The sequence below is a fragment of the Herbaspirillum sp. YR522 genome (assembly GCF_000282575.1).
In the GTDB taxonomy this organism is placed as follows: domain Bacteria; phylum Pseudomonadota; class Gammaproteobacteria; order Burkholderiales; family Burkholderiaceae_D; genus Herbaspirillum.
Window position 1 is genome coordinate 38,132 of record NZ_AKJA01000047.1, and the last position, 26,016, is coordinate 64,147.

The window sequence follows — 26,016 nt, forward strand, 5'->3', positions numbered from 1 at the left end:
CCTGGAGATAAGCGCCAGGCGATGCAGGCATCAAGATTCCTGATTGGATGGCAAGCCGATTCACTTCTATAGTGCCCGCTCCAAAACACAAAGGAGGAGACCGGCATGACAGTCGCACAAGCACCTATCCGGACCATTTCCAGCAATGCCCCGTTTCCCCTGAGCACCGCGAGCTCGCCGGACGCGCGGGGACGGACCGGCGCCCTTGTCGCGTCCGAGCGTGTGCGGCGCGAGCGCCATACCAAGATCGTCGCCACCATCGGCCCCGCCAGCAGCCAGCCGGACCAGATCCGCGCGCTATTGCTGGCCGGCGCGGACGTTTTCCGCCTTAATTTCAGCCATGGGTCGCATAAGGACCACCAGAGCCGCTACCAGGCCATCCGCGCCCTGGAAGCCGAGATGCAACATCCCATCGGCATCTTGCTGGACTTGCAAGGCCCCAAATTGCGGGTGGGAAATTTTGCCACGGGCTATGCCGATATTGTCGCGGGCCAATCCTTCAGTTTCGACCTCGATGCCACGCCGGGCGACAGCCTGCGCGCGCCATTGCTGCATCCTGAAATCTACGCCGCCGTCAGTCCGGGCGACCTGCTGCTGGTAGACGATGGCAAGCTGCGCTTCACGGTCGTGTCATGCACTGCGCACCAATGCCATACCATCGCTTTGAACGCCGGTGTCATCTCCAACCGCAAGGGCGTCAATGTACCCAGCGCAATCCTTCCCTTGTCGGCCCTGACCGACAAGGATCGTATCGACCTGGCGTTCGGTCTGGAACTGGGCGTGGACTGGATCGCCCTGTCATTTGTGCAAAGCGCTGCCGATATCGAGGAGCTACGTGGGCTCGTCGGTGGGCGCGCAAGCCTGATGGCAAAGCTCGAAAAACCATCGGCCATCGAGCAGCTTGACCAGATCATCGCTGTCGCCGACGGTGTCATGGTCGCCCGCGGTGACCTGGGCGTCGAGATGCCGCCCGAGGACGTGCCAGGCCTGCAGAAAGGCATCGTGCATGCCTGTCGCCAGGCCGGCAAGCCGGTCATCGTGGCCACGCAGATGCTGGAGTCGATGATCTCGTCGCCCACCCCGACCCGCGCCGAGGCCAGCGACGTGGCAACCGCCGTCTATGACGGCGCCGATGCGGTGATGCTCTCGGCCGAATCGGCCTCGGGTGCCTATCCGGTAGAAGCGGTGCGAATGATGAGCCGCATCATCGCCGCCGGTGAACGTGACCTGCAACGCCAGCCTGAGCGCGGGCAGTCGGTATTCCACCGCAGCGGCAACGCCACCGATGCAGTGTGCGCAGGGCTGCGGGCGATGGCCCAGGTGCTGCCGCCGACAGCCATCGTGGCCTACACTACGAGCGGCTCGACCAGCTTGCGCATGGCCCATGAACGATCCTGGACACCGGTGCTGAGCCTGACGCCGGACGTCCAGGTGGCACGAATGCTGGCGCTGGTTTGGGGAGTGCATTCACTGCAGATGGAGCAACCGCGCAATGTCGACGACATGATCCTGCGCTCGGCGGTGATCGCCCATGAGCAGGGATTCAACGCCCAGGGGCGGCCGATCGTGATCGTGGCCGGGACACCCGTGGGCGTGTCCGGAACCACCAACCTGCTGCGTCTGGTCTGGCCCGAGGAAGTGCTGGCCGCAACCCCCACCCGGAACCGCCGCACCGCAGTACGCAAGGAGCCGGCGTGATCGCCCGCTTGCGTGACATGTCGATCGGTCGGCGCCTGGGTGCGGGATTCTCGCTGATCCTGCTGCTCTCGGTGGCCGGTATCGGCACCGGCCTGGGCGCACTGAGTTCGGTGGCCGGCGCCACCGACGACATGGTACGTCAGGCGCTTGCCAAGGAAAGACTGGTCAGCGATTGGTACGGCAACATATTTGCTGGCATCAAGCGCACCATCGCCATCGCAAAGAGCAACGATCCCACCCTCGCGGTGTTCTTTGCCGACGACGCCAGGCAAGCCAGCAAGCGTTCTCTGGAACTGAAGACGGCGGTCGAGAAACGATTGAGTTCGCCCGACGAGTTGCGCCTTTACCGAGAGATCGATGTTGTGCGTGAGCGCTTCAATCGCTACCGCGACACCATCAGCGAGCTCAAGCAAGAAGGCCGCCAGCAACAGGCCGAACAGATGCTGGCGGCGGACTTCATTCCCGCCGCCCGTGCCTACCTGGACAAGCTCAATGAGTTGCTGGCACTGCAACGCGCCGAGATCGATCGCAAGGGGGACTTCATCCAGGCGTCTTACCGGCATAACTTCGGATTGCTGGCCGCGCTGGGCGTGTTGCTGGCGCTGAGCTGCGCGACCCTGTCATGGTTCCTGGCACGCTCGGTGACGCGGCCGGTCAGGCAGGCAGTGCAACTGGCGCTGCAGGTGTCGTCGGGCGACTTGACAGGACAACTCCAGGCCCAACGGGGCGACGAGACCGGTCGCATGATCGATGCGCTGCAGCATATGAACAACAACCTGGCGCGCATCGTCCACGGCGTGCGCCACGCCGGCGAGTCGATCGCGGCCGCCGGCGACGACATCGCGCGCGGTAACGCCGAATTATTTACCCGCACCGAGTCGCAGGTAGCGGCGCTGGAAGAGGCCTCGTCGGCGATGGAGGAACTGTCGGCCGCAGTCAAGGAAAACGCCGCCTATGCCCGGCAGGCCACGCAGCTGGTCAATACCACCAGCAGCTCGGCGGCGCACGGTGGCCAGGTGGTCGATAACGTGGTCAATACCATGGGTGCCATCAAGGACAGCTCTGCTCGTATTGCCAGTATTACCACCGTGATCGACGGTATTGCGTTCCAGACCAACATCCTGGCGCTCAACGCAGCGGTGGAAGCGGCGCGCGCCGGCGAACAGGGGCGCGGCTTTGCGGTAGTTGCATCGGAAGTGAGGGCACTGGCGCAGCGCTCGGCTGCAGCCGCGCGCGAGATCAAGACGTTGATCGGCGACTCCGTCGAACGCATCGATCAGGGACATCAGCAGGCCAGCCAGGCCGGTGCCGCCATGCGCGATATCGTCAGCGGGGTAGCGCAGGTCCAGCAGATCATGCAGCGCATCGCCGAGGCCAGCCACCAGCAAAGCGCCGGCATCCAGGCCATTGCCGGCACCATCGAGCACACCGACCGCATGACCCAGCAGAACTCGTCACTGGCCGAAGAATCGTCGGCCAGCGCCGAAACCTTGAACGAACAGGCCCGTCAACTCAAGCTGGCCGTCAACGCCTTCAAGCTACCCGAACTGCGCAGCATCGGTAGCGACCAGGCGATGCCGGCGACCAGCCCGGCGCCGCGAGGCCTTGGTGGGCAAACGGCGCGACTTATCCCTTGATGCCCCACACGTCCCGGATGACCGACGCCATGCCCACCAGCATGGCGTCGGATTCAGCCGCAGCCAGGTAGACGAAGGCCAGTTGCGACTGGATCTCGGCGTGACTCCATATGGTCAATTCCTGTTTCTCCGCGGCCAGCAACGCCTGGTCCTCGCGCATCAGCGACAAGCCCAGTCCGGCCCGTACCAGGCTGTCGAGCGACGAGGTCTCGTCGGTTTCGATGATCACGTTGGGCATGACGCCTTGGCCTGCGAACAAGGCCACCATCAGCTCATGCACATGGCTCTGCGGCGGCGCACCGATCCATGGCATGGCAGCAATGGCGCGCCAGCCACATCCGGCCAGCCGGTCGGCATATGCCGGCGGCGCCACGATTCGATAGCTGACGCTACACAGCGGCAAGCTGGCCACGCTGCGGTCGGTGATCTTGCCCAGGTGGAATCCGGCGGTCAGCTCGCCCTTGGCAAGTTCTTCCATGACACTACCGGCAAGCACGTTGCGGGTCTTGATCTCGAGCAGCGGCAGGGCCGTGTGCAGGCCGTTGAGAAAGCTACCCAGGCGCAGGAACTCCGCGTCGCCCAGCGTACCGATGATGGCACGCCCGGCGACCTCCCCTTTCATTTCACGCGCGCGCGATATGATCGAATTGACCATGGACAGTGTGCGCTCCACCTCCGGCAGCAGGATCTCGCCGCTTTTGGTCAGGCTGATACGACCGTGGCTGCGGTCGAACAAGGCGATGCCCAATTCCTGTTCCAGCGCCTTGATGTGGCCTGTCACCGCCGGCTGTGTGACGTGCAGCGCTTCGGCCGCGCGCGTGACGTGGCCGAGCCGGGCAACCATGGCGAAGGTACGAAGCTGGTAGAGTTCCATGGCGGCCGTTACAGCGGCAGGTAACGAATCTGCGACGGCATGATACCCAACGCCACCTGCATGCTCAGCGGGAATGGCGTGAGCGCTGCGTAATGGGCCTGATCGACCACCACCTGCGAGTGCCCCACCCTTACCCGATAGCGGGTGAAGGCCCCGAAGAACTCACGATGCTCGACCGTTCCCTCCATCCAGACCAGCGCACCGTCGCGCTGGGCATCGCTGACCGTGATCCGGATGACATGGGGCCGTATCGACAACGCGTATTCGCCCTCCCCCGCGTCCCGATGGTGAGGCAACATCAGCACGCCCAGCTGCGACGAACTAAAGCGCATCATGTCTCCATGTACACGCGTCATGCTACCGGTCAGCAGGTTCGTGTTGCCCACGAATCCGGCCATGAAGGTATTGATCGGATAGTCGTACAGCGCAGCCGGTGTGCCCAGTTGCTGCACCACGCCATCTTCGATCACGGCCATGCGGTCGGCCATTGCCATGGCCTCTTCCTGGTCGTGCGTGACGAAGACGGTGGTGATGCCAAGATTGCGTTGCAGGCTGCGTAGCTCCTGGCGTAGCTGCGCACGCAGGGCGTGGTCCAGGTTGGAAAAAGGTTCGTCGAGCAACAATACGCGCGGCTCGATGACGATGGCGCGCGCCAGCGCCGCCCTTTGCCGCTGGCCGCCCGATATCTGGTCTGGACGTCGCTGGCCCAGTTCACCCAGGCCCACCCGTGCCAGCACCTGGTCGACCCGGGCACGGATCTGCTCCCTGGGAACGCGTCGCTCTTCCAGCCCGTAGGCCACGTTCTCGCGCACGCTCATGTGTGGCCACAAGGCGTAATCCTGAAAAACCATGCCGATGTTGCGCCTGTGCGGGGCGATACCGACGGCGTCCTTGCCATCCAGCAGGAGTAATCCGCCGTGGTCTGGAATCAGGCCGGCAATGACCCGCAGCAGGCTCGACTTGCCTGACCCGGACGCACCCAGCAGGACGAAGAATTCACCCGGCTCGATACGCAGGTTGATGTCGCGCAGCACGTCGCGGTTTTCGCGTCGAAGGTGGATCTGCCGGCATTCGATGGAAGTATTGGAAGAGGTCATCCTTGTCCTGGTTTGGTCATGGCCCGGATGCCGCATTGCGTACCTTCTTGAGTAGCGCATGCAACCCTGCCGTCAGCATCAGCAGCGCCGCGATAGCCACCATGCCCAGCGCCGCACCAGCACCGCGCCCGGATACGCTCTGCATGTTCAGGTAGATTTCATAACTGAGCGGCGCCTGCTCTTCGGCGTTGCACAAGAGCATCGCGATCGATAATTCCGTGGCCGAGACCATGAAGCTGAGAATGGCGCCCAATGCGATCCCGCCGGCCATCAGCGGTAGCCGGACACGCCGCAGCGCTCGCCAGCGACTGGAACCAAGGCTGGCGGCGGCCTCTTCCATGGCCGGATCGATAGCGCGCAGCGCAACCATGCACGCCATCAACGCGTAGGGCAACTGCTGCACCGCATAGGCCATCGTCATGCCGACACTGCTGACCAGGGGCGACATTGCGTTGAGCGACAGCGGCATCTCGCGCGACATACGCAGGTAACCCAGCGCGAGCACCAGTCCGGGGACCGCCAGCGCGGCCCCCGCCAGGAGCTCGAGGGCACGCCGCCAGCGCAGTTGGCTGCGCAATACCAGGTGCGCCAGCACCATCGCCAGTACCACATCGATGATGGCGGCCACGCCTCCATACAGCAGGGTATTGAACAGCGGGTCGCCGGCTTCTGGCGCCAGCGCCGAGAAATGACGGAACGTCCAGGAATCCGGCAAGATGGAAAAGCTCCAGATATCGGCCATCGATAAGGCCAGCAAGCCAAGATACGGCATCAATACCACCAACGCGACAGCGGCGATCCAGAATGCGGCCGCCGCACCGGGCCAGTTGCGCACCGGTTGCAAGGGGTGAGCCTGGCCTCCCTGCAAATAAGGCATGTAGGCCTGGACGCGATCGCGGAACAGGTGGACGATGCACCACCAGGTCAAGGCAGAAAACAGCAGCATGATCAGGGCAATGACGTAACTGAGGGCGTCATCGATCCCATTGGTGGTCACCCGCAAGTAGGTCAGCGGCGCCAGCAGGTTGGTTACCCCCAGCACCAGCGGCGTGCCGAGGTCTTCGAAGGCACGGATGAACACGATGGCAGCACCGGCCAGGTATCCCGGTAGCGCCAGCGGCACGATGATGCGCCAGAACAGGCGCGCACTGCGCCCGCCAAGGGTCAGCGCGCTTTCTTCCATGGCCAGGTCCACTCGGCGCAGCGCAGCCATCAAATTGAGCAGGATGAACGGAAAATAATGAATACTCTCGACCAGGATGACACCATTGGTACCCTCCATCAGCGACAGGCGTATGTCCCATCGCCGTTCGAGCAGCAGGTTGAGTACGCCGCTGTTGCCCAATATCGGCTGCAACGAGAAAGCAGCCACGAACGGTGGCATGATCAGCGGCAGGATACCGAGCAACTGCAACGGCCAGCCGGCCCGCAGTTGCAAGCGTACCGCGATCCAGGCCAACGGCACGGCGATCAGGGACGCGCCGGCCACCGACGACAGCGCTACCCGCATGCTGTTGAGGAAGGCGTCGCGGTACAGGGCCTGGTCGAAAAAGGAACGCAGGTAGCCAAGTGTGAAGCCTTCGCCGCCTATACCTAGCGCCGCAAGCACGACGACAGCGACCGGCCACACCAGGAACAGGAGCAGGAACACGGTCACACAGGTAGCCAACATCCCATTTGCCAGCCGCAAGACCGGTATCGGCTCCGACGACCGGCGCCGCGCAATCATCAAGCGCCGCGTCATTTGTCCAGCCTTGCACTGGCCTGGCGCGCCAGCGCGATGGCCTGCGCGTAGGCGGCTCGGGCGTGCGTATTCCAGCCGCGCTCCAGCGCAATCGATTGCTGGGTCGAGCGGGCCAGCGGCTCGCTCGGATCGCCGTCGCCGCGGCCATAGAAGGTGCTGCGCAACCCTGCATCGCCAAGGTCGCGCTTGGCCACCACGGGAGTAAAGGCCAGCCGTCGCGCTTGTGCGATCAGCTCTGCCGCCTGCGCATCGGGACGTTGCGCCAACAGTCGCTCGGCGTTGAAGATCTCGCGCGCCACGGTGCGCAGTTCGCGAATGGGAAATGTGATGGTCTGGTCGAACATCGCCGTCACCAGCCGGATACGGTCCTGCGCGAGGGCCGCGTCGAAACTGCGGCTGCTGCGGGTGACCGTGTCGGGCAGGCGTGGATATCCGGCGGCAACCTTTCCCTGCAGGGTGTCGTAGGGCACCACCGGCATGCGCGAGATACGTGGGTCGAGCAGCAGTCGCTGCCCCTGGTCGGACAGCGTGAATGCCACGAAACTGCGTGCCTCGGCATGATTTCGGGCACCGGCAATCACACCGATACTGGCGGGAATCAGGTTATTGATGTCGGGATAGGTGAAGTCGACCGGAAACCCGCTGCGCTTGCCGACGAACGCAAAGAAATCGATGACCATGCCCACGCCATAGCGCCCTGCGTTGACGCCCTCGGGAACGCCGAAGGAGCGCTCGGTGATGGCCGCGGAATTGGCCGCGATCTGCATCAGCTGCGACCAGCCTTCGTCCCATCCGGCGCCCTGCAGGATCGACTCCACCATCAGGTGCGTGGTGCCAGACCATGATGGCGAACTGAGCGCGATATGCCCGAAGTATTCGGCGCGGGTCAGGTCGCTCCAGTTGGCCGGGGGTGTCAGGTGATGCGCGGCCAGGTAGCGAAGGTTCCACATGATGCCGTAGCCCGACAGGGCCTGCCCGAAATAACGATGGCGCTCGTCATTGATCGGATAGGCGCCGATGCGACTGGGTGCTGCCGGGTTCTTTACGTCCGGCAAGGGTTCCAGCAGGTCGTTGCGCGCCATGACCTCGAAGGCATCCGGGGCGGATGCCCAGAAGACGTCCGGGCGCTGGCCGCGAGGCGTGCGTTCGATATAGATCAGCGCCGCGTTGGTGTTCTTGTTGAGGATCGAGATACGGATCTCGGGATGCAGCCGTTCAAATTCCTTTTTGTAGATGTCTGTCACTTCCTTGGGAAAGGACGTGATCACCGTCACCACGCCGGCCGGCGCAGCCATCGGCAACAAGCCCGCGCCCAGGGTGATAGCCCATGCAAGGCCAAGCTTGAATCGCCACCTCGATGTCATCTGTCTCGTCTTTCCCGGTCGCACCATAGCCGCCGGTTATCTGTCTTATGTACGCGCCACACGCAAAAAGACGTCCGCTGCAAGCGGACGTCCCAAGGGCCGGACCACATGCGGATTCTAATGCATGCGGCCCGACATGCTCAACACTTCGATTTCAGGCCACGGCCTCGCGGCCGGAATGGGCGGCGGCATCGGACTTTTTCCTGGCTTCCAGTTCGAGCGTGCCGCGATGCGCCAGGATGCAGAACAGAATGCACAGGGCCGCGCCCGTGAACAGCACATAGAAACTGGCGCCCCAACCGTAGATATCGACCATCTTGCCCACGAATGCGGTACCTAGCGTGCTGCCGACCACGTAGCTCATGAAGCCGCGCAGGCCGACGGCGGAGCCGACCGCGAATTGCGGCACGATTTCCATGGTTTGCACCGAGGCCAGGAACTGCGGTACATAGATGAGGCACCCGATGGCGCCACAGGCGACAGTGACGGCCAGCAGCGAAGTCGACTCCATGTAGAAGAACAACGAAACCAGAATACCTGCCATGCAGATAATGGCCAACGGCATGCGGCGGCCCTTGAAGAACTTGTCGGTCAACACCCCGGCGAACAGCGTCGAGGGGATGGCCGCCCATTCGAAGATGGCGAACGCAACGCCCATCTGTCCCTTGCTGAATCCTTTCGATTGCAGCAGGTAGATCGGCAGCCAGGTGATGACCCCGAAACGGATCAGGTAGACGAAGGCATCGACCAGCGAGATATACCAGACATGCTTATTAGGCAGCACGAAATGGCGGAATATCTGGAACGCGGACATGTTTTCCGGCGCATGGTCGACATTGGTCTTTACCAGGTTTTCCTCGGCATCGGCCGGGACGATCTTCGCCAGCGGCGGCAGGCCTTCGTTATAGGTTGTGCCAGCGCCCACGAACAGCACCAGTACCATCACCACCAGCGACAGCGCAGCGGGCGCCCAATAGCTTGCCGCCTGCCAGTGTTCGGCGCCGAACATGGCAAATGCACCCACTGCGATCGGCGCCACCATCCCGCCGCCGACATTGTGCGAAATGCCCCAGACGGCGCTCGTGCGGCCGCGCTGGCGCCGAGGGAACCAACTGGCAATGGTGATGAAAGCAGGTCCGGCGCCCATGCCCTGGAACACCCCATTGAGGATCACCAGCGCCACGAACATCCAGTACTCGGTGCCGAAGCCCATGAAGAAGTTGACGATGCAAGACAACGTCAGCCCCAGCATCATGTAGTGCTTCGGGTTGCACTTGTCGGCCAATACGCTCATGACCCCCTTGCTGATGCCGTAGGTGATCAGCAGGCAACTGCTTAGCAGGCCAATGTCGGTCTTGGTAAGGTTAAGCGCCTTCATCAGGTAAGGCGTGGACAGCGTGAAGTTGGACCGGACGAAATAGAAGGCGGCGTAGCCGATGAAGATTCCGAACAGTGCCCGCATCTTCAGGCTGGTGTAACGGCTCATCACTTCGGATTGCGGCACCGGTGGTTTCGGGCGGGAAAGCAGGAAATTGAACATGCATGGTCTCCATGTGGCTATTGTTGGAGCCTGCCGCCGCGCGTCACAGCGCGATCTGGTCCATCGACCGGCAGGCGTGCCGCTCCCTTGGTTGGGAGATTGTGGCGCCACTATAGATTTAGCCCGATGCAGTGACTAATCATACCTTTTGATGACAGGTCATAAAAAACGTGATGACTGTGAGGCCTGGAATCGAACTTGCGGCACCGCTTCGTCGGCAAGCCCATCAATGACGACGGCGCCTTGCCGAAGCCACGGCCAGCCTGCCTTGAAAAGCGGCCCCGTACCGGGACCACTGCGCATTCGGGTCCCAGCGATCAGAAATGCGCCCGCGCAATCAGCTGCACGTTGCGTGGATCGCCCCACGAATTGTAGTAGCCGGTGTAGCCGACGGTACGCAGGTAGCTGCGGTCTGTCAGGTTGTTCAGGTTCAGGCTCAGGTCCCAGTTCTTGTCGATCCGGTACCCCACCCGTGCGTTGAAGGTGGCATAGCCGCCCTGGCGCACGGTGCCGTTGACGATCTCGCTTTGCGCGTTCATGCCGGCGCCCAGCGTCCAGGTCGACGCCACGCCGCCGTCGGCGCCCGGACGATATTGGGTCCACAGCTTGAACAGGTGCCTGGGCCAGGCGAAGATGGCACCGACGTTGCTGGCGGTGGTATCGCGCAGGTAGGTGGCCTGGTTATAGGTGTAGCCGGTGGTGATGTCCCAGCGGGGCGATGGCTTGCCGGTCATTTCGAATTCCCAGCCCTGGCTCTGGACCAGGCCTGCTGCCCGGTAGCAGGTGCCGCCGGTGGTGCCGCCGCAGCCGACGTGGTCCGGATCGACCATCGAACGGTTAGTGTCGCGTATGCGATAAAACGCGAGGGTGGCGTTGAGCGCACCGTCGAACCACTCGGTCTTGGCGCCCACTTCGCCTTGCCAGCCGACCCGCGGCGCCAGCACGTTGCCCTGGTAATCCTGGGTGGTCTGCGGCACGAAGATATCGGCGTAACTGCCATAGAAGCTCAGGTTGCGGTTCACGTCCCACACCAGGCCGCCATAAGGACTGAACCTGTCGGTGGCCGCCGCGGCGCTGGTGGTCCAATTGCCTGCGGTGGCCCCCACCGAGCGGGTCTTGCTCGAATAGTCGGTCCAGCGCGCGCCCAGCACCAGCGTCAACGGATCGGCCAGCCTGATGCGCGAGGACGCATAGATGCCCGACTGCGCGGTGATGGTCTGGGTGTGCGCGGTGTTGAGGTTGTCCAAGCCGGCACTGCCGATGAGCGCGTCGTAGTTGTGATCGTCGAGCACGTCCTTGGACGCGCCCGTGACGGTCTTGCTCGCAGTGTCGCCCTCATATCGGGAATAGCTGTAGCCCAGCGTTACGACGTGATCGCGCTCGAAAAGGCGCACCGGCCCCGAGACATAGACATCGGCGCCGTCCCAGGAATAGGTATTGTTGGCATGGGTCAGCGAATAGTTGGCCAGGCCCGTGCTGGTACTGACCGCATTGGAGGTATAGGCAGAGTAGCCTTCGAAGCGGTTGTTGGCATGGCTGTAGACGGCATGGGTTTCCCAGCCTGCGCCGAGCTTGTGGGTCAGGTCGACTGTCGTGCGGCTGTCGGTTTGCGTGCTCAGGCGGTCAGGACCGACATAGGAGCCGCGGGCGACCACCTGGCCGTTGCTGTCCAACGGCACCCCGTAACTGTTGTAGTACTGGTAGCGCTGGTAGTAATAACTCAGGCCGACCTTGGTATCAGGCGAGAAGACATATTCCAGGGCGCCATAGACCAGTTGCTTGCGCTCGTCGCCATAGCTGGTGAAGCCATCCTTGTCCTGGCCTACCACCACCAGCCGCCCGCGCAAGGCGCCGTCCTTGGTCAAGGGCCCGGTCACATCGACCTCGCCCCGCTTGTTGGACGCGCTGCCCACGGTGGCCGCAGCGTTGAAGGCGTAATCCGCCTGCGGTCGCTTGAGCACGAAATTCATGACGCCGCCGGGGTTGCCGGTGCCGGTGAGCAATCCGGAAGGACCACGCAACAGCTCGATGCGGTCGTACAAGGCCATGTCCACGCCGACCCCGGCGCTTTGCATGGGCGCCCCATCGACCTGCTTGCTGATGGTGTAGCCGCGCACATACACCGCTTCGCTGCGCTGGAAATCGGAAATACGGGCGCCGGTCATCTTGTTGATCGCGTCTTCCACCGCCACCAGGTTCTGGTCGTCGATCTGCTGGCGGGTCAGCACCGACACCGACTGCGGGATCTCGCGCAGGCTGGTCTGGCCCTTGAAGAGGGTCACGGCACGCGCCGCGTAGGTGCCCGAATTCTCGGTGCTGGCGCTGGCGTCGGCCTGTGCATTGACCGTCACCACCGGCAGTGCCCCGGACGTGGTGGCCGACGCCGCATCGACGATGACCACCGCTTCGCCCTCCAGGCGCGCCGCCAGGCCGCTGCCTGCCAGCAACCGCCCCAGGGCCTCGGCCGGCGCCAGCGTGCCACTGACCGCCGGGGCGGTCTTGCCGCGCGCCAGCTCCGGGCGCACGATGATCTGCCTGCGCGCTTGCAGCGCCCAGTCGCCCAACGCCTCGCCCAGCGGCTTGGCGGCGATGTTGAACTCGATGGCAGTGACGGCAGCGACACCGCCCTGGACATCCTGGGCGCACAGCGTGGTGCTGCAAAGTGCCAAGGCAATGGCAAGGGCAAGCGGCGCGGGGCGCAGCGCTGGGTGATACATGACGGGGGCTCCCATGTGGATAAAAACAGTTCTTGCATGGGAAGACGGATGGGCCTTCGGATACCCTAGGTCGCCAACCAAGATTTACATGTCCGGATTGGCGCAGGCTCAGCGGCGCATGCGCACTTCGCGCCTGCCATCGCCCAGGTCGGCCAGCCGTACCGGCAACGACAGCGCCAGCATGCGCTGGAAAGTGGCCAGGTCGCGGGGATCGAACACGCCGGTGACTTGCAGGGCGGCCACGGCGGGGTCCTGGATCACCAGCGGCAAGTCGCGATACCGCGATAGCTCCGCCAGCACCCGATCCAGGCGGCTATCGACGAAGCGCAGGTGGTATTGCTGCCAGGCGCCGACCTGCTCCGGGCTGACCTGGCGTACCGCTTCAAGCAGGCCGCGGGCGTCGCCATGGACCTGGTCGCCAGGCCCCAGGATGACCAGGCGGGACGTCGGCGGCATGGCCGATGGATCGCCGCCGACGGTCTCGACCCGCACCCGGCCTTGCGAAACCGACACATCCACGCCCGTCGCCCCCACCTGCCGCGGTGTATGGCGCACCGCGAAGCGGGTGCCCACGACAGTGACCTGTACCGGCCCCGATAGCACCTGGAACGGCCGCTCGGCGTCCTTCTGCACGGCCAGCATGAGCTGGCCGTCGATGAGCCGCAAATGGCGCCGCTGGCGGGTATAGACCACCTCGACCTGGGTCTGGGTATCCAGTTGCAGCACGGTGCCGTCGGGCAGCACCATTTCGGATTGCTCGCCGCGCCGCGTCTCGAAGCACTGTGAATAGCGGGCCTGGTCCTGCCACTGGCGCCAGCCCAGCCAGCCCGAGGCCACTGCCAGGCTGGCATAGCCGCCGATGGCCAGGGCCCTGCGGCGCCCGGATCGGGTCGTGGCAGTGGGCGCCAGGTCGGCGCCGATCCTGCCGGCGCCGCGCGCGCTGGCAGCATCCAGCGCCATGTCGAGCGCCAGGTTTCGCTGCAGCTGTTGCCGCCATTGGGCTGGAATGGCGTCGATCTGCGCCGCCTGGCGCTGCCATTGGCCGAACGCCTCGCGATGGGCCGGGTCGGCCTGCAGCCAGGCCTGGAACATCGCTTCATCCTCGGCATTGAAATGCGGATTGCCACGGCGCACGAACCAGCCGAGCGCCTCTTCGCGCAGCGGCGAGGCGGGGGCGACGGGAGGGGTGGACATAGGCATCTAGCGTATCGGTAGGAAAAAGGGTGCCGCGTTGATCGACAAGCCGTCAGTCATGGCGCGAGCGATTCAGCTTGCGACGTGGTGCCGCGCCCTGCGCCGGCCAACGGCTGGCCTCGCAGGCATCCAAGGCATGCTTGATGTGCTGCTCGACCATTTTGACAGAGATGCCCATCTCGGCGGCGACCTGTGCATAACTTAATCCGTCGAATCGATTGAGCATGAAGGCCTGGCGGCACCGTGGCGGCAGGCCATCGATGACCCCCACCAATTCCATGACGCCCTGGCGCGATGCGGCCGCTATCTCCGGCTCCAGCCCCTTGGGACCTTGCACGGTGGTCACCACGTCATCGTCGGTAGGGATCTCTACTTCGGCGCGCAATGCGGTATGGCGATGATGATCCACCAGCAGGTTACGGGCGATGCGATAAAGCAGGGCACGCGGATCGTCGATGCTGGTGCCGGCCGTCTGCGCGGCATAGACCCGCACGTAGCTTTCCTGGGCCAGGTCGGCCGCCGTCGAGCGGTCGGCGATGCGGCCAGACAGGAAGCGAAGGATCTCTCTGTAGTAGTGCTCGAACACGATCGACGGCCACGGTGCAGGCAAGGGATGGAAAACCTCGCAGGCTGGCGGTGGAGTGACCTGGCTGACCTGGATGAGAGATGTGAATGCTAATCACTCTTATTATAAGGGATGGCACAGGTCTTCGTTTCAATTGAAACAATGGCCGACGCAAGTGACATCGACCGGTAACCGGGGCGGCGCAAGATACACCCATACCGAAACGAAACAACGGATCGGACAACCCGGAACCGACTACCCAAAGGAGAACATCATGCGCATCATCATCGCCACCACCGCCGCCCTCGCCCTGACCTTGTTCGCCACCGCCGCCCGCGCCGACAGCATCTTCACCGGTGCCATGGACTACGAATCGCCGATCGCCATGATCCTGCATGTGGGCGCGCGCCTGATCGGCAAGATGTTCTAACAAGGATCACCGGCCCGGTGGCGCCGCTGCGGCGGCAACCGGGCACACGTGATTAGCGTCGATCGACACCTCAGCGATGACCCAGCGGCAATGGCGCCGGGTCATCGCTGGTGTGCGCCGGCGGTGCCAGGCGGGCAACGCGAAAGGCGCCGACCGCCAGTTCCAGCTCGTGGGCCTGGTGCCGCAACGCCTGGGCCGATGCCGCGGCCTGTTCGACCAGGGCGGCATTTTGCTGGGTCGAGGTGTCGATCTGCACGATCACGGCATTGATCTGGCCAATGCCGTGGCGCTGGTCGTCGCTGGCGTCGGCGATGCCGGTGACTACCTGGCTGACGCGGTCGATGCTGTCGATGACTTGCCGCATGGTACTGCCGGCGGTCTGCGCCAGGCGGCTTCCCACATCGACCTTGTCCACCGAGTTCGAAATGAGCACCTTGATCTGGCGCGCCGCCGACGCCGAGTGCTGCGCCAGCGCGCGCACCTCGGTCGCGACCACCGCAAAGCCCCTTCCCTGCTCGCCGGCCCGCGCCGCTTCCACTGCCGCGTTCAATGCCAGGATGTTGGTCTGGAAGGCGATACTATCGATCACCGCAATGATCTCGACGATGTTCCTGGAGGCGCTGTCGATGGCCTGCATGGTCTGTGTCACCTGCTCCACCACCGCACCTGCCTGGGCCGCCACCCCTGCCGCCTGTTGCGCCATCTGGCTGGCCTCCCGCGCCTGGTCGGCATTGCAGCTCACGCTTCGGGTCAGCGTCTCCATGGCGGTCGCGGTTTCTTCCAGCGATGCCGCCTGGCGCTCGGTGCGCTGCGACAGGTCGCGGTTGCCCTGGGCGATCTCGACCGAGGCGCCGCTGATGGCCTGGGTGCCCAGGTGCACCTTGAGCACGATCCCCGCCAGATTTTCGTTCATGGTGCGCAACGCCTGGATCAGCCGCCCGGTCTCGTTATTGCCGGCCGGTGCGATGACCTGCGTCAGGTCGCCCGCGGCCACGCCCTGGGCCACGGTGACGGCGGCCGCCAACGGCCGCGATAGGGCCCGTACCAGTAGCGCCCCCATCACCGCCGCCAGGACGAGTCCCAGGCCGGCCGCGCCCAGGTAGGCGGCGAACAGCAGGCGGTAACGGTGCTGCGAGTGCTCGTAGATGACCTGGCCCTGTTCGCGCTGCAGCGACATCAGTTGCGCCATCGGCATGACCGCCTGCGCATGCAGCGGCGACAAGGTCTGCGTGTAGAGCTCGGTGGCTCCGGGCACATTGAAGGCGCGGATGGCTTCCATGGCGGGCGTCACGCCTTGCCTGACCAGCAGCGCGTAGCGTTGGGAGAATTGCAGCGCAAGCTGTCGCTCGCGGTCGGTCACGATGGCCGCATCGTAGCGCTGCCATGCGGCCTGGCCCTCGGCCAGGCTGCGCTCGAGCGCACGCATGTCGGCCTCGACATCGGCCGGGTTGAGGATGGCCGCGGCGATGCCGGAACGACTGTGCTCGAGGGCGGCAACGACCTGGGACAGGTACTGCATCGGCAACAGGCGCTCTGCGTACATGGCACGCAATTCGTCGTTGCTGCCGCGCAAGCTGCCCAGGCCCAGGCATCCCAGCACCAACATGATGGCCGACAGACAGCCCATGCCCCAGACCAGGCTGGCCCTGATCGACAGATTGCGCAGCATTCCCACTCCCCCAGTTTGAACGGACAAAAAAAACGGACCGCAACATGCCGGTCCGCCAAGGTCACACAGAGTCATGCAGCGCGTCCGCCCAGGTAGAGCTCGCGCACCTGCGGGTCATTTATCAGCGCGCCGGCATCGGCGGTCAATGCCACCGTCCCCATCGATAGCACATAGGCACGGTCGGAGATGCGCAGCGCCTCCATCGCGTTCTGCTCCACCATCAGGATCGTGACCTGCTCCTTGACGCGCACCTGGCCGATGGCGTCGAACACTTCGAGCAATACCTTGGGCGAGAGCCCGGCCGAGGGTTCGTCCAGCAGCAGCAGGCGCGGGCGCGGCATCAATGCCCGTGCCAGCGCCAGGATCTGACGCTCGCCGCCCGACATCGACGCCGCCGGTGCGTTGAACTTGATCCCCAGCACCGGATACAGCGCGCACAATTCTTCCATGCGCTGCCGGGCCTGCGCCGGGCTCATGTAGTGGCCGCCCACCTGCAGGTTCTCGCGTATGGTCAGCGACGCGAACACGTTCTCGGTCTGCGGCACGAAGCCGATGCCACAGTGGCGGATCTTGTAATGCACCGGCAGTGCCGACACGTTTTCGCCTTCGAGCATGACGCTGCCTTCACGCGGCTTGAGAAAACCGGCGATGGTCTTGAGCAGGGTGGACTTGCCGCAGCCATTGGGGCCCAGCAGGGTGACGATCTCGGCACGCGAGGCCTGCAGCGTCATGCCCTTGAGGATGTCGACTTCGGCGTTGTAGCCGGCCACGACATTGTCGATGGTGATCATTGCGTACCCTCCGCGGCAGTGGCTTTATGTTGCGCACCGCCACCCAGGTAGGCCTGCAGCACGCGCTCGTTGGACGACAGTTCGTCGGGCTGGCAGCTGGCCACGATGTGACCACGGTCGAGCACGATGCAACGGCTGCAGACGGCGCCGATGAAATGCATGTCATGCTCGACGATCACCAACGTCATGCCCTGGCCATTGAGACGCTTCAATGCCTGGACGATGTCGTTGCGCAGGTTCGGGTGCACGCCGGCGGTGGGCTCGTCCAGCATCACCATGCGCGGGTTGCCCATCAGCGCGCAGACGATGCCCAGCAGTTTCTTCTGGCCACCCGACAACGCCGACGCCGGCAGGTCCCGTACGTGGGTCAGCAGCAGTTCGTGCAGCAGGCGCGTGGCCTTGTCACGCGCCTGCGCTTCGGCCTGTCGCACGCCAGCGCCGTCGACCAGGGTTTCCCAGAACCCGTGGTGGGTGGTGGCCGCGGCCATGGCCACTTCGATCACCGACATTTTCTCCGGCATCGACGGCAGCTGGAAGGTACGGGCGATGCCACGCTCGACGATCCGGTGCGCGGCCAGGCGGCCGATTTCCTCGCCGCCGTAGCGGATGCTGCCGGCGTCGATGGCCTCGAAGCCGGTGATGGTATTGAGCAAGGTGCTCTTGCCGGAGCCGTTGGGGCCGAGCAGCCCCACGATCTCGCCGGCGTTGATGCTGAAATTCACATCCTGCAAGACCCGGTTGCCGCCGAAGGCCTTGGCCAGCGCTGCCACCTCCAGCAGGGTGTTCGATTGCGGGCGGTTCATTGGATCTTCCTTAGTTTTTCAGGGACCAGTCCTTGGCTGCGCCACAGCAGCGAGGCCAGCAGGATCAGGCCGATCAGGCCGATGCGCAGCGCACCGGCAATGTCGGAGCCGAACTGGAAATAATCCTTGGCGAACGGCACCAGCGAATACGCCGCCTGTACCAGCACCACGCCAATGATCACGCCGGCGGTGTTGCCCATGCCGCCGATCATCAGCATGGTCCACAGCATGAAGGTCTCCGAGGCCAGCATGTAATCGGGCCCGGCGAAGCTCATGTAGTGCGCATAGAGCGACCCGGCGATGGCGGTGGTGGCGGCGCCGGCCATGATGGCGCGCGACTTCAGCGAGCGCAGGTCGTAACCCATGCAGGCGGCCAGCTTGGGCTCCTCGCGCATCAGGCGCAATGCGCGACCGAAGCGGCCATTGCCCAGTCGACGGCAAGCCAGTGCCATGGCCAGCAGTACCAGCAGCACCAGTGCCATGAACGCCAGCCCGTTCCACGGCCGCGGCAAGTCACCCAGCAGCGGGTGGATGGCGCTGATGCCCTGGGCGCCACCGGTCAGCCAGTCTTCGTTGGTAGCGATGGTGCGCAGGATCTCGGCGATGGCCAGCGTGGCGATCCCCCAGTAGTCGGCGCCGAGCTGGCGGCCCAGGCGCGCGATGCCCCAGCCCAGGGCGATGGCCACGATCACGCCGACGGCCGCTCCCAGCGCCGCCGGGTAGCCCAGGCTGGTGGTGATGCCGGTGGCGTAGGCGCCAATGCCGGCGAAGGCAATATGACCGAAATTGAGCAGGCCTGCGTAGCCGGCCTGCAGGTTCAGGCCCAGCGCCATGATGGCGTAGATGCCGGCGATGGTGACCGAGAAGATCAGGAAATCAGACACGGCGCACCTCGCGATCAAACAGGCCATAGGGCTTCAACAGCAGCGCCAGCAGCAGGATCAGGAAGGACGCGGCACTGATGTAGGCCACCGGCAGGAAAGCCACGGGCTTGCCGAACATCCAGCCGAAATTGATGTTGGTGACCACGGTTTCGGTCAGCGCGATCAGGAAAGCGCCCGCCACCGCGCCCAGCGGATTGCCCAGGCCGCCCAGGATGGCAGCGGCGAATACCGGCAACAACATGTCATAGCCCAGGTTGATGTGGGCGCCGCTGGTCATGGCCAGCATGCTGCCTCCCAGCGCGGCCAGCGCACCGCTGCTGAAGTTGACCAGGCGCGTGATGCTTTCGGCGTCCAGCCCCGAGGCCGCCGCCAGTGCGCGATTGGTCGACAGCGCACGCATCGCGCGACCGGTACGGGTGTAGAACAACAGGGCCGCGAACACCGCCAGCAGCAGCGCGGTGGTGGCCAATGCATACAACTGGGTATAGCCGATGCGCACCTCATCGATGACCAGCGGCGCGCTCAGCGGCAGCTTGTACATCAGCGGGAACGAACCTGCCACGCCGAGCGTGACGGCCACCACCAGCATGGCCAGCGCGAGCGAGCCGATCATGGTGATGGCTGGCCCCGAGCGCAGCAGGCGTCGAAACACCAGCAGGTGCATCAGCAACGTGAGCACGCCGGTGACGCAGCACGAGGCGGCGATGGCCAGCGCCATGGGCAGGCCGGCGACGTGGAAGAAGTAGCTCAGGTAGGCGCCCAGCATGGCGTACTGCACATGTGCGATATTGGGAAACTTCACCAGCCCGTACACCATCGACAGGCCAAGCGCCACCAGCGCCAGGTCCGAGGTACGGATCAAGGTGTCGATCAGGAATTGAAACATCAGAAAAACTCCGGGAGGACCATCTGGAGCCGTGCAAGAACACACGGCCCGCTGCTGCAGGCCTGGCGGCAGGGGCTTGCACCCCTGCGCGACAGGTTGTTATCGGGGCACGACCTTGCCGTCGTACTTCAACTTGGCGTAGGGCGGATTCTGCCGCTGGCGGTCCTGGTCGAAGCTGATGCTGCCGGTCACGCCGGCATAGTCGCGGCCGATTTCCTTCAAGGCGGCCTGGATGTCGGCCGGCTTGGTCGACCTGGCCTTGTTGATCGCGGCTGCCGTCATCAGCACCGCGTCATAGGCGTAGCCGGTGTAGGAGGTCTTCATGCCTTCCTTGTACTTGGCGCGGAAGGCTTCGGCATAGGCACGGCCTGCCGGGCCGTCGACCGACCCCACTTCCATGCCCAGCTGGCCATTGGCGATCTCGGCCGGTGTATCGGACAGGCACATCGATAGCAGGATGCCGTACCAGGGTGTCTTGCGCAGCCCCAGCTCGAAGGCTTCGCGATTGAGGATGGCAGATTCCTGGCCGTAGGCGGTATAGACATAGGCGTCCGGCGCGCTCCTGGCGATCTGCTGCAGTTCGCGGCGGTAGGTCGACTGCCCCGCCGTGTACAGCACCTCGGTCACCACCTGCCCACCCAGCTTCTCGAACTCTTCCTTGAAGCCGTGCGACACGCCCTGGCCGTAGGCATTGTTGGGCGCGATGACGGCCACCTTGCGATAACCCAGCGCCCAGGTGTCGGCCGCCGAGAACTTGTTGCCGAAGTTCTCCAGCCCGATCAGGTTGAACGAGGTCGCGCCGATATCGCGGATCTTCACGCTGGTGCTGGCGATGTTGATATGGGTCACGCCTTCCTTGACCAGGTACTGGCCCAGCGGGATGCTGATGCCGGACGAGTATTCGCCGATCACCACCGGTACCTTGTCCACCGACACCAGCTTGCGGGCGGCATTGAGCGCCGTGGTCGGGGTTCCGCCAGAGTCTTCCACGATCACCGAGAACTTCTTGCCCAGCACGCCGCCCTGGCTGTTGACCTTCTCGACGGCCAGGTCGACCGCGCGTCGCACGTCTTCGCCCACGGTGGCATTGGCGCCCGTCAACGACAGCACAGCCCCCATCTGCACGGTCTCCTGCGCGATGGCGCCGGCCGAGATGGCACACCATGCCGCGGCCAGCACTACCTTCATCTTCATCATCATTGCTCACTCCTCTTTTCTTAAGAAAAAGCCGTCCCCTGCGCCGTTGTTGCGCATGGTTGGCCTGGATCGATGGAATCCGCCGACAGCCGTCGGCGGTGGAGACGGAACTACCTTGCCGTGCGTGCTGCGACTCGCGTCGATCTCCCAGTGCGCGCGGGCATTGTTGTTATTGGGCCATGTAGGGGTAGGTGTAGTCGGTGGGGGGTGCCGAGCTTTCCTTGACGGTGCGGGGCGACACCCAGCGCAACAGGTTCAGCGCCGAACCGGCCTTGTCGTTGGTACCGCTGCGGCGCGCGCCACCGAAGGGCTGCTGGCCCACCACGGCACCGGTGGGCTTGTCGTTGATGTAGAAATTGCCGGCAGCAAAGCGCAGGGCCTGCTGCGCCTGCAACACCGCTGCGCGATCGGTGGCGAACACGGCGCCAGTGAGCGCATAGGGGCTGGTGCCGTCGACCAGCTTGAGCACCTCGTCCCATTCTGCGTCAGGGTAGACATAGACCGACAGCACCGGGCCGAAGATCTCGTTTTGCATCAGCGCGTGGCGTGGATCCTTGACCTCGATGACGGTCGGCTCGATGAAGTAGCCGACCCGGTCTTCGCACTTGCCGCCGACCAGCACGTCGGCATTGGCGTCTTCACGCGCCCGGTGGATATAGTTACGGATACGCTCGAAAGCGCGACGGTCGATCACCGCGCCCATGAAGTTGCCGAAATCGGTGACGTCGCCCATCTTGATCGAATCGACCATGGCCACCAGGCGCGTCTTGACCACCGGCCACAGCGAAGCGGGAATATAGGCACGCGACGCGGCGCTGCACTTCTGCCCCTGGTATTCGAACGCGCCGCGCAGCAGCGCCACGGCCAGCGCCTCCGCATCGGCCGACGGGTGCGCCAGCACGAAGTCCTTGCCGCCGGTTTCTCCCACCAGGCGCGGGTAGGAACGATACCGCGCGACATTGCGTCCGACCTCGCTCCACATCGTGTCGAAGACGGCGGTCGAACCCGTGAAGTGGATCCCTGCCAGCGATGGATGGCCGAGCGCGATGTTGCTGATCTCGATCGGGTCGCCCGGCACGAAGTTGATGACCCCGCGCGGCAGGCCCGCCGCTTCCAGCAGTTCCATGAACATGTAGTTCGACAGCGCCGCCGTCGCCGCCGGCTTCCACAGCACGGTATTGCCCATCAGCGCCGGCGCGATCGCCAGGTTGCCGCCGATGGCGGTGAAGTTGAAGGGCGTGACGGCATAGACAAAGCCTTCCAGCGGACGATATTCGCTGCGATTGCGCACGCCCGGCGAATGCTGGGGCTGCATCTGCGCAATCTCGTGGGCGAACTGCACATTGAAGCGCAGGAAATCGACCAGCTCGCAGGCCGAGTCGATCTCGGCCTGGTAGGCGGTCTTGCTCTGGCCCAGCATGGTGGCCGCATTCAGGCGTGCGCGCCAGGGCCCGGCCAGCAGGTCCGCGGCCTTGAGGAACACGGCTGCGCGATCCTGCAGCGACCAGCGCGACCATTCCTCCTGGGCCGCCAGTGCGCTGTCGATAGCGCCCTGCACCGTCTTGCCGTCGGCGTGATACAGGTTGCCCAGCACCCGGTCGTGTTCATGCGGCGCCCGCACCGCCGTGGCACTGGTACCGAACAGGCGCTCGCCGTTGACCACCGCCGGGATCTCCCGGCAGATGTTCTTCTGCACTGCCAGCTCGGCACGTAGCGACTCGCGTTCGGCGCTGCCGGGCGCGTAATCGAGCACCGACTCGTTGGTCGTTATTGGATATGAAATGTTCATTATATTATCCGATATTATTTAGATTGGATCCAACATGTAATAATTGGATCCAAGTCTATCAGAGGAAAACTTGAGGCACAATAGACGTGTCCACCAACGTGGTTTTCGGCGCACGGGACGCGCAGTAATTGCAGCCCGCGGGGCTCGCAAATGGGCGCGCACCTGTCCCGCTTCACTCGATACAGCACTCAATTCATGTCCACGCAACAGACCCGCGCGAAAATGACCAATAAAGGACTTCCGCAAATCATCCGCGACCAATTGCGCGACGAAATCCTCGCCGGCAGCCTGGCCACCGGCACCCAGCTACGACAGGACGCCCTGGCGGAACGCTTCAATACCAGTCGCCTGCCGGTGCGCGAGGCGTTGCGTCAGCTCGAGGCCGAAGGGCTGGTGACCTACCAGCGCAATCGCGGTGCGATCGTGGCCGGCATGGATGTGAACCAGCTGTGCGAGATGATGGATATACGCATCGCGCTGGAATGCCATGCCGCCAAGATCGCCGTGCCCAACATGGTCCAGCGCGACCTTGCCCACCTGCAGGAAATCCTCGACCAGTACAACGCCTCGGAGTCGGTGGCCGAGTGGGCCGAATGCAACCGGCGCTTCCACCTGGCACTGTGCGCGCCGGCCAACAACACCAAGCTGCGCCATCTGATCGAGGAGTTCTGCCTCAACACCGACCGCTATACGCACGAGATGATGTCGCTGGCCACCGGCAAGGAAGGTCCGCAATCGGACCACTTCGAAATTCTCGAAGCCTGCCGGCAGCGCGACGCGGCTCAGGTGGCCGCGCTGTTGGAGAGGCACATCATGGAAACCAAGAACAACCTGCTGGCCACGGACCGCATCAAGCGCGAACAGGCAGCCATGCAGGAGGATGTGCGCGACGCCGCCTGAACCGGCGACAAGCCCGTACCGCCCCGACAGCCGGCTTACGCCGGCTGTTTTCATTTCTGCCTTCGCGCCCAGGGCGGCGACGTGCAATCGTCGTTCTCACCCCGATCATTTTCGTATATTATTTAATATATCAACAAATTCGACAGCAGCCAACAAGGAAAAAAACGTGACGCATCCGTTCCAAGTGCTGCACCACATCTGCATCGTGGTGCATGACCTCGACAAGACCGTGGCCTATTACGAAACGCTGGGGATGGGTCCCTGGTTCGACTATCCTAAGAGCAGTCCATATGTACAGTTCGAGGTACCCAATCCGAGCGCATCCAGCGAGATGCGCTACAAGTGCGTGGATCTTGACAACGTCCAGCTCCAGCTGTGCCAGCCGTCGTTGCTGGATTCGCCGCAGCGGCGCTTTCTGGACCGACATGGGGAAGGCGTGTACCACCTCGGTTTCGAAGTGGGCGACTGCGACGCCGCAGAACAGCAGGCACGCGCGCTGGGCCTGGGCGTGACGGCACGCGGGCGCCGCGGCGACGGCACCGGCTTCACCTATTTCGATACGCGGGAGCAGGCCGGTACGGTGCTGGAGATTCGCAAGTCCTGAAGGTAAAAACGAAAAGACCCGCCACCTTGGACGGGTCTTTCGAATCGCGCCAGGCCGTTCAGCGCTGCAGGGCCGGTTCGATGGTCTTCATGGTCGATTCGACGTGCAGTCGCGCCAGGTGTTCGGCGCGGTCTTGCTCGTGCCGGCGCAGCGCATCGACCAATTCGCGGTGCTCGCGATTGGTATCATGCAGCTGGGCGTCGGCAAACAGCACTGGCACCCGCAGCGCCCAGTAATAGAAGCGCGTACGCTCATGGAACTGGATCAGGATGGCATTGTTGGAGGCCTGCACGATCAGCTCGTGGAAGCGGGTGTTGATCTTGTTGAGTTCGATACGGCTGATCTCGTTGGACGGCTCCATGGCATCGAGCATGCCATCCAGGGCGTCCAGTTGCGCTGGCGTGATGTAGCGCGCGGCCAGCCTGGCCGTGGCGCTCTCGATGGCGGCCCGGCTTTCGAATATGGCGTGTACCTGCAGGTGATCCACGCCCTGCACTTCCCAGCCACGGCGCCGCACGATCAGGCCTTCGCCCTGCAGCAGCAGCAACGCCTCGCGCACGGGCGTGCGGCCGATCTCGAACATGCTGCACAACTCTTCTTCCACCAGGCGTTGGCCAGGCTTGAAGTCCGACGCCAGGATCATGCTGCGGATCCTGGCTTGTACGTCGCCGGTGATCAGGTTCAGGTTTGGTTTCATGGTTTTGGTGCTTGCGATACCGGTTGTACTTGTTGTTGCCTGCCCAGCCAGGCGGCCAGCAGGCCGCCCGTCAGGATCAATGCCATGCCCGTCAGTGCCAGGCTACCGGGCACATGATGCCAGACTAACAGTCCCAGCAGGGTAGCCCACAGCAACTGCGAATAGGCGAATGGTGCGATGGCCGATGCCCGTCCGCTGCGGTAGGCGGCGATCACCAGCCACTGGCCGGCGCACCAGCACAAGGCCATTGCCAGGCACCATGGCGATGCGTGCGCCAGCCGGCCCATGCTGCCCGCCGGCAGCATCAGCGTCAGCAGCGCCAAGCCGCTGGCCGACGAAAACAGCATGGTGGTGGCCACCGAATCGGCGGCGCCGATGCGCCGCGTGCATACCACCGCGACCGCCCAGGATAGCGAGGAGAGCACCGGAAACAGCGCCGCGCCGTTGAAATGCGCCCCACCCGGTTGCACCACCAGCAGCACACCCAGCGACCCCAGGACGATGGGCCACCAGCGACGCGCTTGCATGGGCTCGCGCAGTATACCAATTGCCAGGACCGTGACGAACAGCGGCGAGACGAACACGATGGCGGTGGCCTCGGCGATCGGCAGGTAGTGCAGACCCTGCAGGAAGAATACCGCCGAGCCGATCAGCCCGGCCGCGCGCAGCGCCTGCAGGCCCGGATGGACGCTGGCCAGGCGACCCGGTGCCCAGGCCCAACTGGCCAGCACCGTGACCAGTAGCGTGGCATAGCGCATCCAGGCCAGCTCGAACGCCGAGCGGTCCTGGGCGAACAGCTTGACGAGCGTATCGGAGGCGGCAAAACAGGCCATCGCCGCCAGCAGCAGAACGGCGCCCCGCGCCTGGCGGTGCGGAGCGCCTGCAACCAGGGCTGTGCTCATGCGCCGGTCTGCGGCTGCGGCTGCGGCGCCAGCC

Annotated in this window: 22 protein-coding genes; 5 read left to right on the top strand and 17 right to left on the bottom strand. The window is 64.2% G+C overall.

Annotated features, from left to right (window positions below):
• Nucleotides 1-222: 222 nt before the first annotated feature.
• Together pyk and PMI40_RS08270 are read left to right on the top strand one after the other, a co-directional pair.
• The gene (gene pyk, locus PMI40_RS08265; protein ID WP_157221474.1) at nt 223-1,698 is read left to right on the top strand and encodes a pyruvate kinase; all 1,476 of its coding nucleotides are present in this window, start codon (nt 223-225) and stop codon (nt 1,696-1,698) included.
• Nucleotides 1,695-3,335 carry a methyl-accepting chemotaxis protein gene (locus PMI40_RS08270; RefSeq protein ID WP_008114047.1) on the top strand — a complete coding sequence of 547 codons (1,641 nt, stop codon included), beginning with the start codon at nt 1,695-1,697 and terminating at the stop codon, nt 3,333-3,335. Before pyk ends, PMI40_RS08270 begins: the two co-directional genes overlap by 4 nt.
• Here the strand turns inward: PMI40_RS08270 and PMI40_RS08275 are convergent.
• From PMI40_RS08275 to PMI40_RS08310, 8 genes are all read right to left on the bottom strand, one after another.
• Entirely contained in the window at nt 3,325-4,209 is an 885-nt protein-coding gene (locus PMI40_RS08275) for a LysR family transcriptional regulator (protein WP_008114048.1), read from the bottom strand. The two genes, PMI40_RS08270 and PMI40_RS08275, sit on opposite strands and share 11 nt — an antisense overlap.
• An 8-nt stretch (nt 4,210-4,217) precedes the next feature.
• Nucleotides 4,218-5,306: an ABC transporter ATP-binding protein gene (locus PMI40_RS08280; protein WP_008114049.1), complete on the bottom strand. Its 1,089-nt coding sequence runs from the start codon at nt 5,304-5,306 to the stop codon at nt 4,218-4,220.
• A 16-nt stretch (nt 5,307-5,322) separates the two neighbouring features.
• On the bottom strand, nt 5,323-6,978 hold the full coding sequence (locus tag PMI40_RS08285) for an iron ABC transporter permease (protein ID WP_162130378.1): 1,656 nt from the start codon (nt 6,976-6,978) through the stop codon (nt 5,323-5,325).
• Nucleotides 6,979-7,046: 68 nt separating this feature from the next.
• Nucleotides 7,047-8,345, bottom strand: a complete 1,299-nt coding sequence (locus PMI40_RS08290) for an ABC transporter substrate-binding protein (RefSeq protein WP_008114051.1) — start codon at nt 8,343-8,345, stop codon at nt 7,047-7,049.
• A gap of 223 nt (nt 8,346-8,568) precedes the next feature.
• Nucleotides 8,569-9,954, bottom strand: a complete 1,386-nt coding sequence (locus PMI40_RS08295; protein WP_008114052.1) for an MFS transporter — start codon at nt 9,952-9,954, stop codon at nt 8,569-8,571.
• 317 nt (nt 9,955-10,271) lie between these two features.
• A complete protein-coding gene (locus PMI40_RS08300) occupies nt 10,272-12,671 on the bottom strand; it encodes a TonB-dependent siderophore receptor (protein WP_008114054.1) in 2,400 nt (799 codons plus the stop codon).
• 108 nt (nt 12,672-12,779) lie between these two features.
• The gene (locus PMI40_RS08305) at nt 12,780-13,865 is read right to left on the bottom strand and encodes a FecR domain-containing protein (RefSeq protein WP_008114055.1); all 1,086 of its coding nucleotides are present in this window, start codon (nt 13,863-13,865) and stop codon (nt 12,780-12,782) included.
• A gap of 52 nt (nt 13,866-13,917) precedes the next feature.
• Complete coding sequence (locus tag PMI40_RS08310) at nt 13,918-14,475, bottom strand: sigma-70 family RNA polymerase sigma factor (protein ID WP_238540918.1); 558 nt, start codon at nt 14,473-14,475, stop codon at nt 13,918-13,920.
• A gap of 229 nt (nt 14,476-14,704) precedes the next feature.
• On the opposite strand from PMI40_RS08310, the gene PMI40_RS24260 reads away from it, so the two are divergent.
• Nucleotides 14,705-14,860 carry a hypothetical protein gene (locus PMI40_RS24260; protein ID WP_008114057.1) on the top strand — a complete coding sequence of 52 codons (156 nt, stop codon included), beginning with the start codon at nt 14,705-14,707 and terminating at the stop codon, nt 14,858-14,860.
• Between the two features lie 70 nt (nt 14,861-14,930).
• Here PMI40_RS24260 and PMI40_RS08315 read toward each other — a convergent pair whose 3' ends face one another.
• The 7 genes from PMI40_RS08315 to pruA form a co-directional block, all read right to left on the bottom strand.
• Nucleotides 14,931-16,529, bottom strand: a complete 1,599-nt coding sequence (locus PMI40_RS08315; protein WP_008114058.1) for a methyl-accepting chemotaxis protein — start codon at nt 16,527-16,529, stop codon at nt 14,931-14,933.
• Between the two features lie 71 nt (nt 16,530-16,600).
• Complete coding sequence (locus tag PMI40_RS08320) at nt 16,601-17,320, bottom strand: ABC transporter ATP-binding protein (protein WP_008114060.1); 720 nt, start codon at nt 17,318-17,320, stop codon at nt 16,601-16,603.
• Entirely contained in the window at nt 17,317-18,123 is an 807-nt protein-coding gene (locus PMI40_RS08325; protein WP_008114061.1) for an ABC transporter ATP-binding protein, read from the bottom strand. The genes PMI40_RS08320 and PMI40_RS08325 overlap by 4 nt, the downstream gene beginning before the upstream one ends.
• Nucleotides 18,120-19,007, bottom strand: coding sequence for a branched-chain amino acid ABC transporter permease (locus PMI40_RS08330; RefSeq protein WP_008114064.1), 888 nt, complete (start codon nt 19,005-19,007; stop codon nt 18,120-18,122). Before PMI40_RS08330 ends, PMI40_RS08325 begins: the two co-directional genes overlap by 4 nt.
• Nucleotides 19,000-19,893 carry a branched-chain amino acid ABC transporter permease gene (locus tag PMI40_RS08335; protein WP_008114066.1) on the bottom strand — a complete coding sequence of 298 codons (894 nt, stop codon included), beginning with the start codon at nt 19,891-19,893 and terminating at the stop codon, nt 19,000-19,002. The genes PMI40_RS08330 and PMI40_RS08335 overlap by 8 nt, the downstream gene beginning before the upstream one ends.
• 99 nt (nt 19,894-19,992) lie before the next feature.
• A complete protein-coding gene (locus PMI40_RS08340) occupies nt 19,993-21,093 on the bottom strand; it encodes an ABC transporter substrate-binding protein (protein WP_008114067.1) in 1,101 nt (366 codons plus the stop codon).
• A gap of 166 nt (nt 21,094-21,259) precedes the next feature.
• Complete coding sequence (pruA, locus tag PMI40_RS08345; protein ID WP_008114069.1) at nt 21,260-22,879, bottom strand: L-glutamate gamma-semialdehyde dehydrogenase; 1,620 nt, start codon at nt 22,877-22,879, stop codon at nt 21,260-21,262.
• Nucleotides 22,880-23,101: 222 nt separating this feature from the next.
• Here pruA and PMI40_RS08350 point away from each other — a divergent pair, with 222 nt between their 5' ends.
• Both PMI40_RS08350 and PMI40_RS08355 read left to right on the top strand, forming a co-directional pair.
• Nucleotides 23,102-23,779, top strand: coding sequence for a GntR family transcriptional regulator (locus tag PMI40_RS08350; RefSeq protein ID WP_238540919.1), 678 nt, complete (start codon nt 23,102-23,104; stop codon nt 23,777-23,779).
• A 166-nt stretch (nt 23,780-23,945) separates the two neighbouring features.
• Nucleotides 23,946-24,383, top strand: a complete 438-nt coding sequence (locus tag PMI40_RS08355) for a VOC family protein (RefSeq protein ID WP_008114072.1) — start codon at nt 23,946-23,948, stop codon at nt 24,381-24,383.
• A gap of 58 nt (nt 24,384-24,441) precedes the next feature.
• Here PMI40_RS08355 and PMI40_RS08360 read toward each other — a convergent pair whose 3' ends face one another.
• Nucleotides 24,442-25,080, bottom strand: a complete 639-nt coding sequence (locus PMI40_RS08360) for a GntR family transcriptional regulator (protein ID WP_008114074.1) — start codon at nt 25,078-25,080, stop codon at nt 24,442-24,444.
• A partial coding sequence (locus tag PMI40_RS08365) for a DMT family transporter (RefSeq protein WP_008114076.1) occupies nt 25,077-26,016 on the bottom strand: 940 nt, incomplete at its 5' end. The genes PMI40_RS08360 and PMI40_RS08365, both read right to left, overlap by 4 nt.

What these genes read in the sequence shown, in the direction of transcription:
- PMI40_RS08275 (WP_008114048.1), bottom strand. Translation starts at nt 4,209, where the DNA reads ATGGAACTCTACCAGCTTCGTACCTTCGCCATGGTTGCCCGGCTCGGC.
- PMI40_RS08280 (WP_008114049.1), bottom strand. Translation starts at nt 5,306, where the DNA reads ATGACCTCTTCCAATACTTCCATCGAATGCCGGCAGATCCACCTTCGA.
- PMI40_RS08285 (WP_162130378.1), bottom strand. Translation starts at nt 6,978, where the DNA reads ATGTTGGCTACCTGTGTGACCGTGTTCCTGCTCCTGTTCCTGGTGTGG.
- PMI40_RS08290 (WP_008114051.1), bottom strand. Translation starts at nt 8,345, where the DNA reads ATGGCTGCGCCGGCCGGCGTGGTGACGGTGATCACGTCCTTTCCCAAG.
- PMI40_RS08295 (WP_008114052.1), bottom strand. Translation starts at nt 9,954, where the DNA reads ATGTTCAATTTCCTGCTTTCCCGCCCGAAACCACCGGTGCCGCAATCC.
- PMI40_RS08300 (WP_008114054.1), bottom strand. Translation starts at nt 12,671, where the DNA reads ATGTATCACCCAGCGCTGCGCCCCGCGCCGCTTGCCCTTGCCATTGCC.
- PMI40_RS08305 (WP_008114055.1), bottom strand. Translation starts at nt 13,865, where the DNA reads ATGTCCACCCCTCCCGTCGCCCCCGCCTCGCCGCTGCGCGAAGAGGCG.
- PMI40_RS24260 (WP_008114057.1), top strand. Translation starts at nt 14,705, where the DNA reads ATGCGCATCATCATCGCCACCACCGCCGCCCTCGCCCTGACCTTGTTC.
- PMI40_RS08315 (WP_008114058.1), bottom strand. Translation starts at nt 16,529, where the DNA reads ATGCTGCGCAATCTGTCGATCAGGGCCAGCCTGGTCTGGGGCATGGGC.
- PMI40_RS08320 (WP_008114060.1), bottom strand. Translation starts at nt 17,320, where the DNA reads ATGATCACCATCGACAATGTCGTGGCCGGCTACAACGCCGAAGTCGAC.
- PMI40_RS08325 (WP_008114061.1), bottom strand. Translation starts at nt 18,123, where the DNA reads ATGAACCGCCCGCAATCGAACACCCTGCTGGAGGTGGCAGCGCTGGCC.
- PMI40_RS08335 (WP_008114066.1), bottom strand. Translation starts at nt 19,893, where the DNA reads ATGTTTCAATTCCTGATCGACACCTTGATCCGTACCTCGGACCTGGCG.
- PMI40_RS08340 (WP_008114067.1), bottom strand. Translation starts at nt 21,093, where the DNA reads ATGATGATGAAGATGAAGGTAGTGCTGGCCGCGGCATGGTGTGCCATC.
- pruA (WP_008114069.1), bottom strand. Translation starts at nt 22,879, where the DNA reads ATGAACATTTCATATCCAATAACGACCAACGAGTCGGTGCTCGATTAC.
- PMI40_RS08350 (WP_238540919.1), top strand. Translation starts at nt 23,102, where the DNA reads ATGACCAATAAAGGACTTCCGCAAATCATCCGCGACCAATTGCGCGAC.
- PMI40_RS08360 (WP_008114074.1), bottom strand. Translation starts at nt 25,080, where the DNA reads ATGAAACCAAACCTGAACCTGATCACCGGCGACGTACAAGCCAGGATC.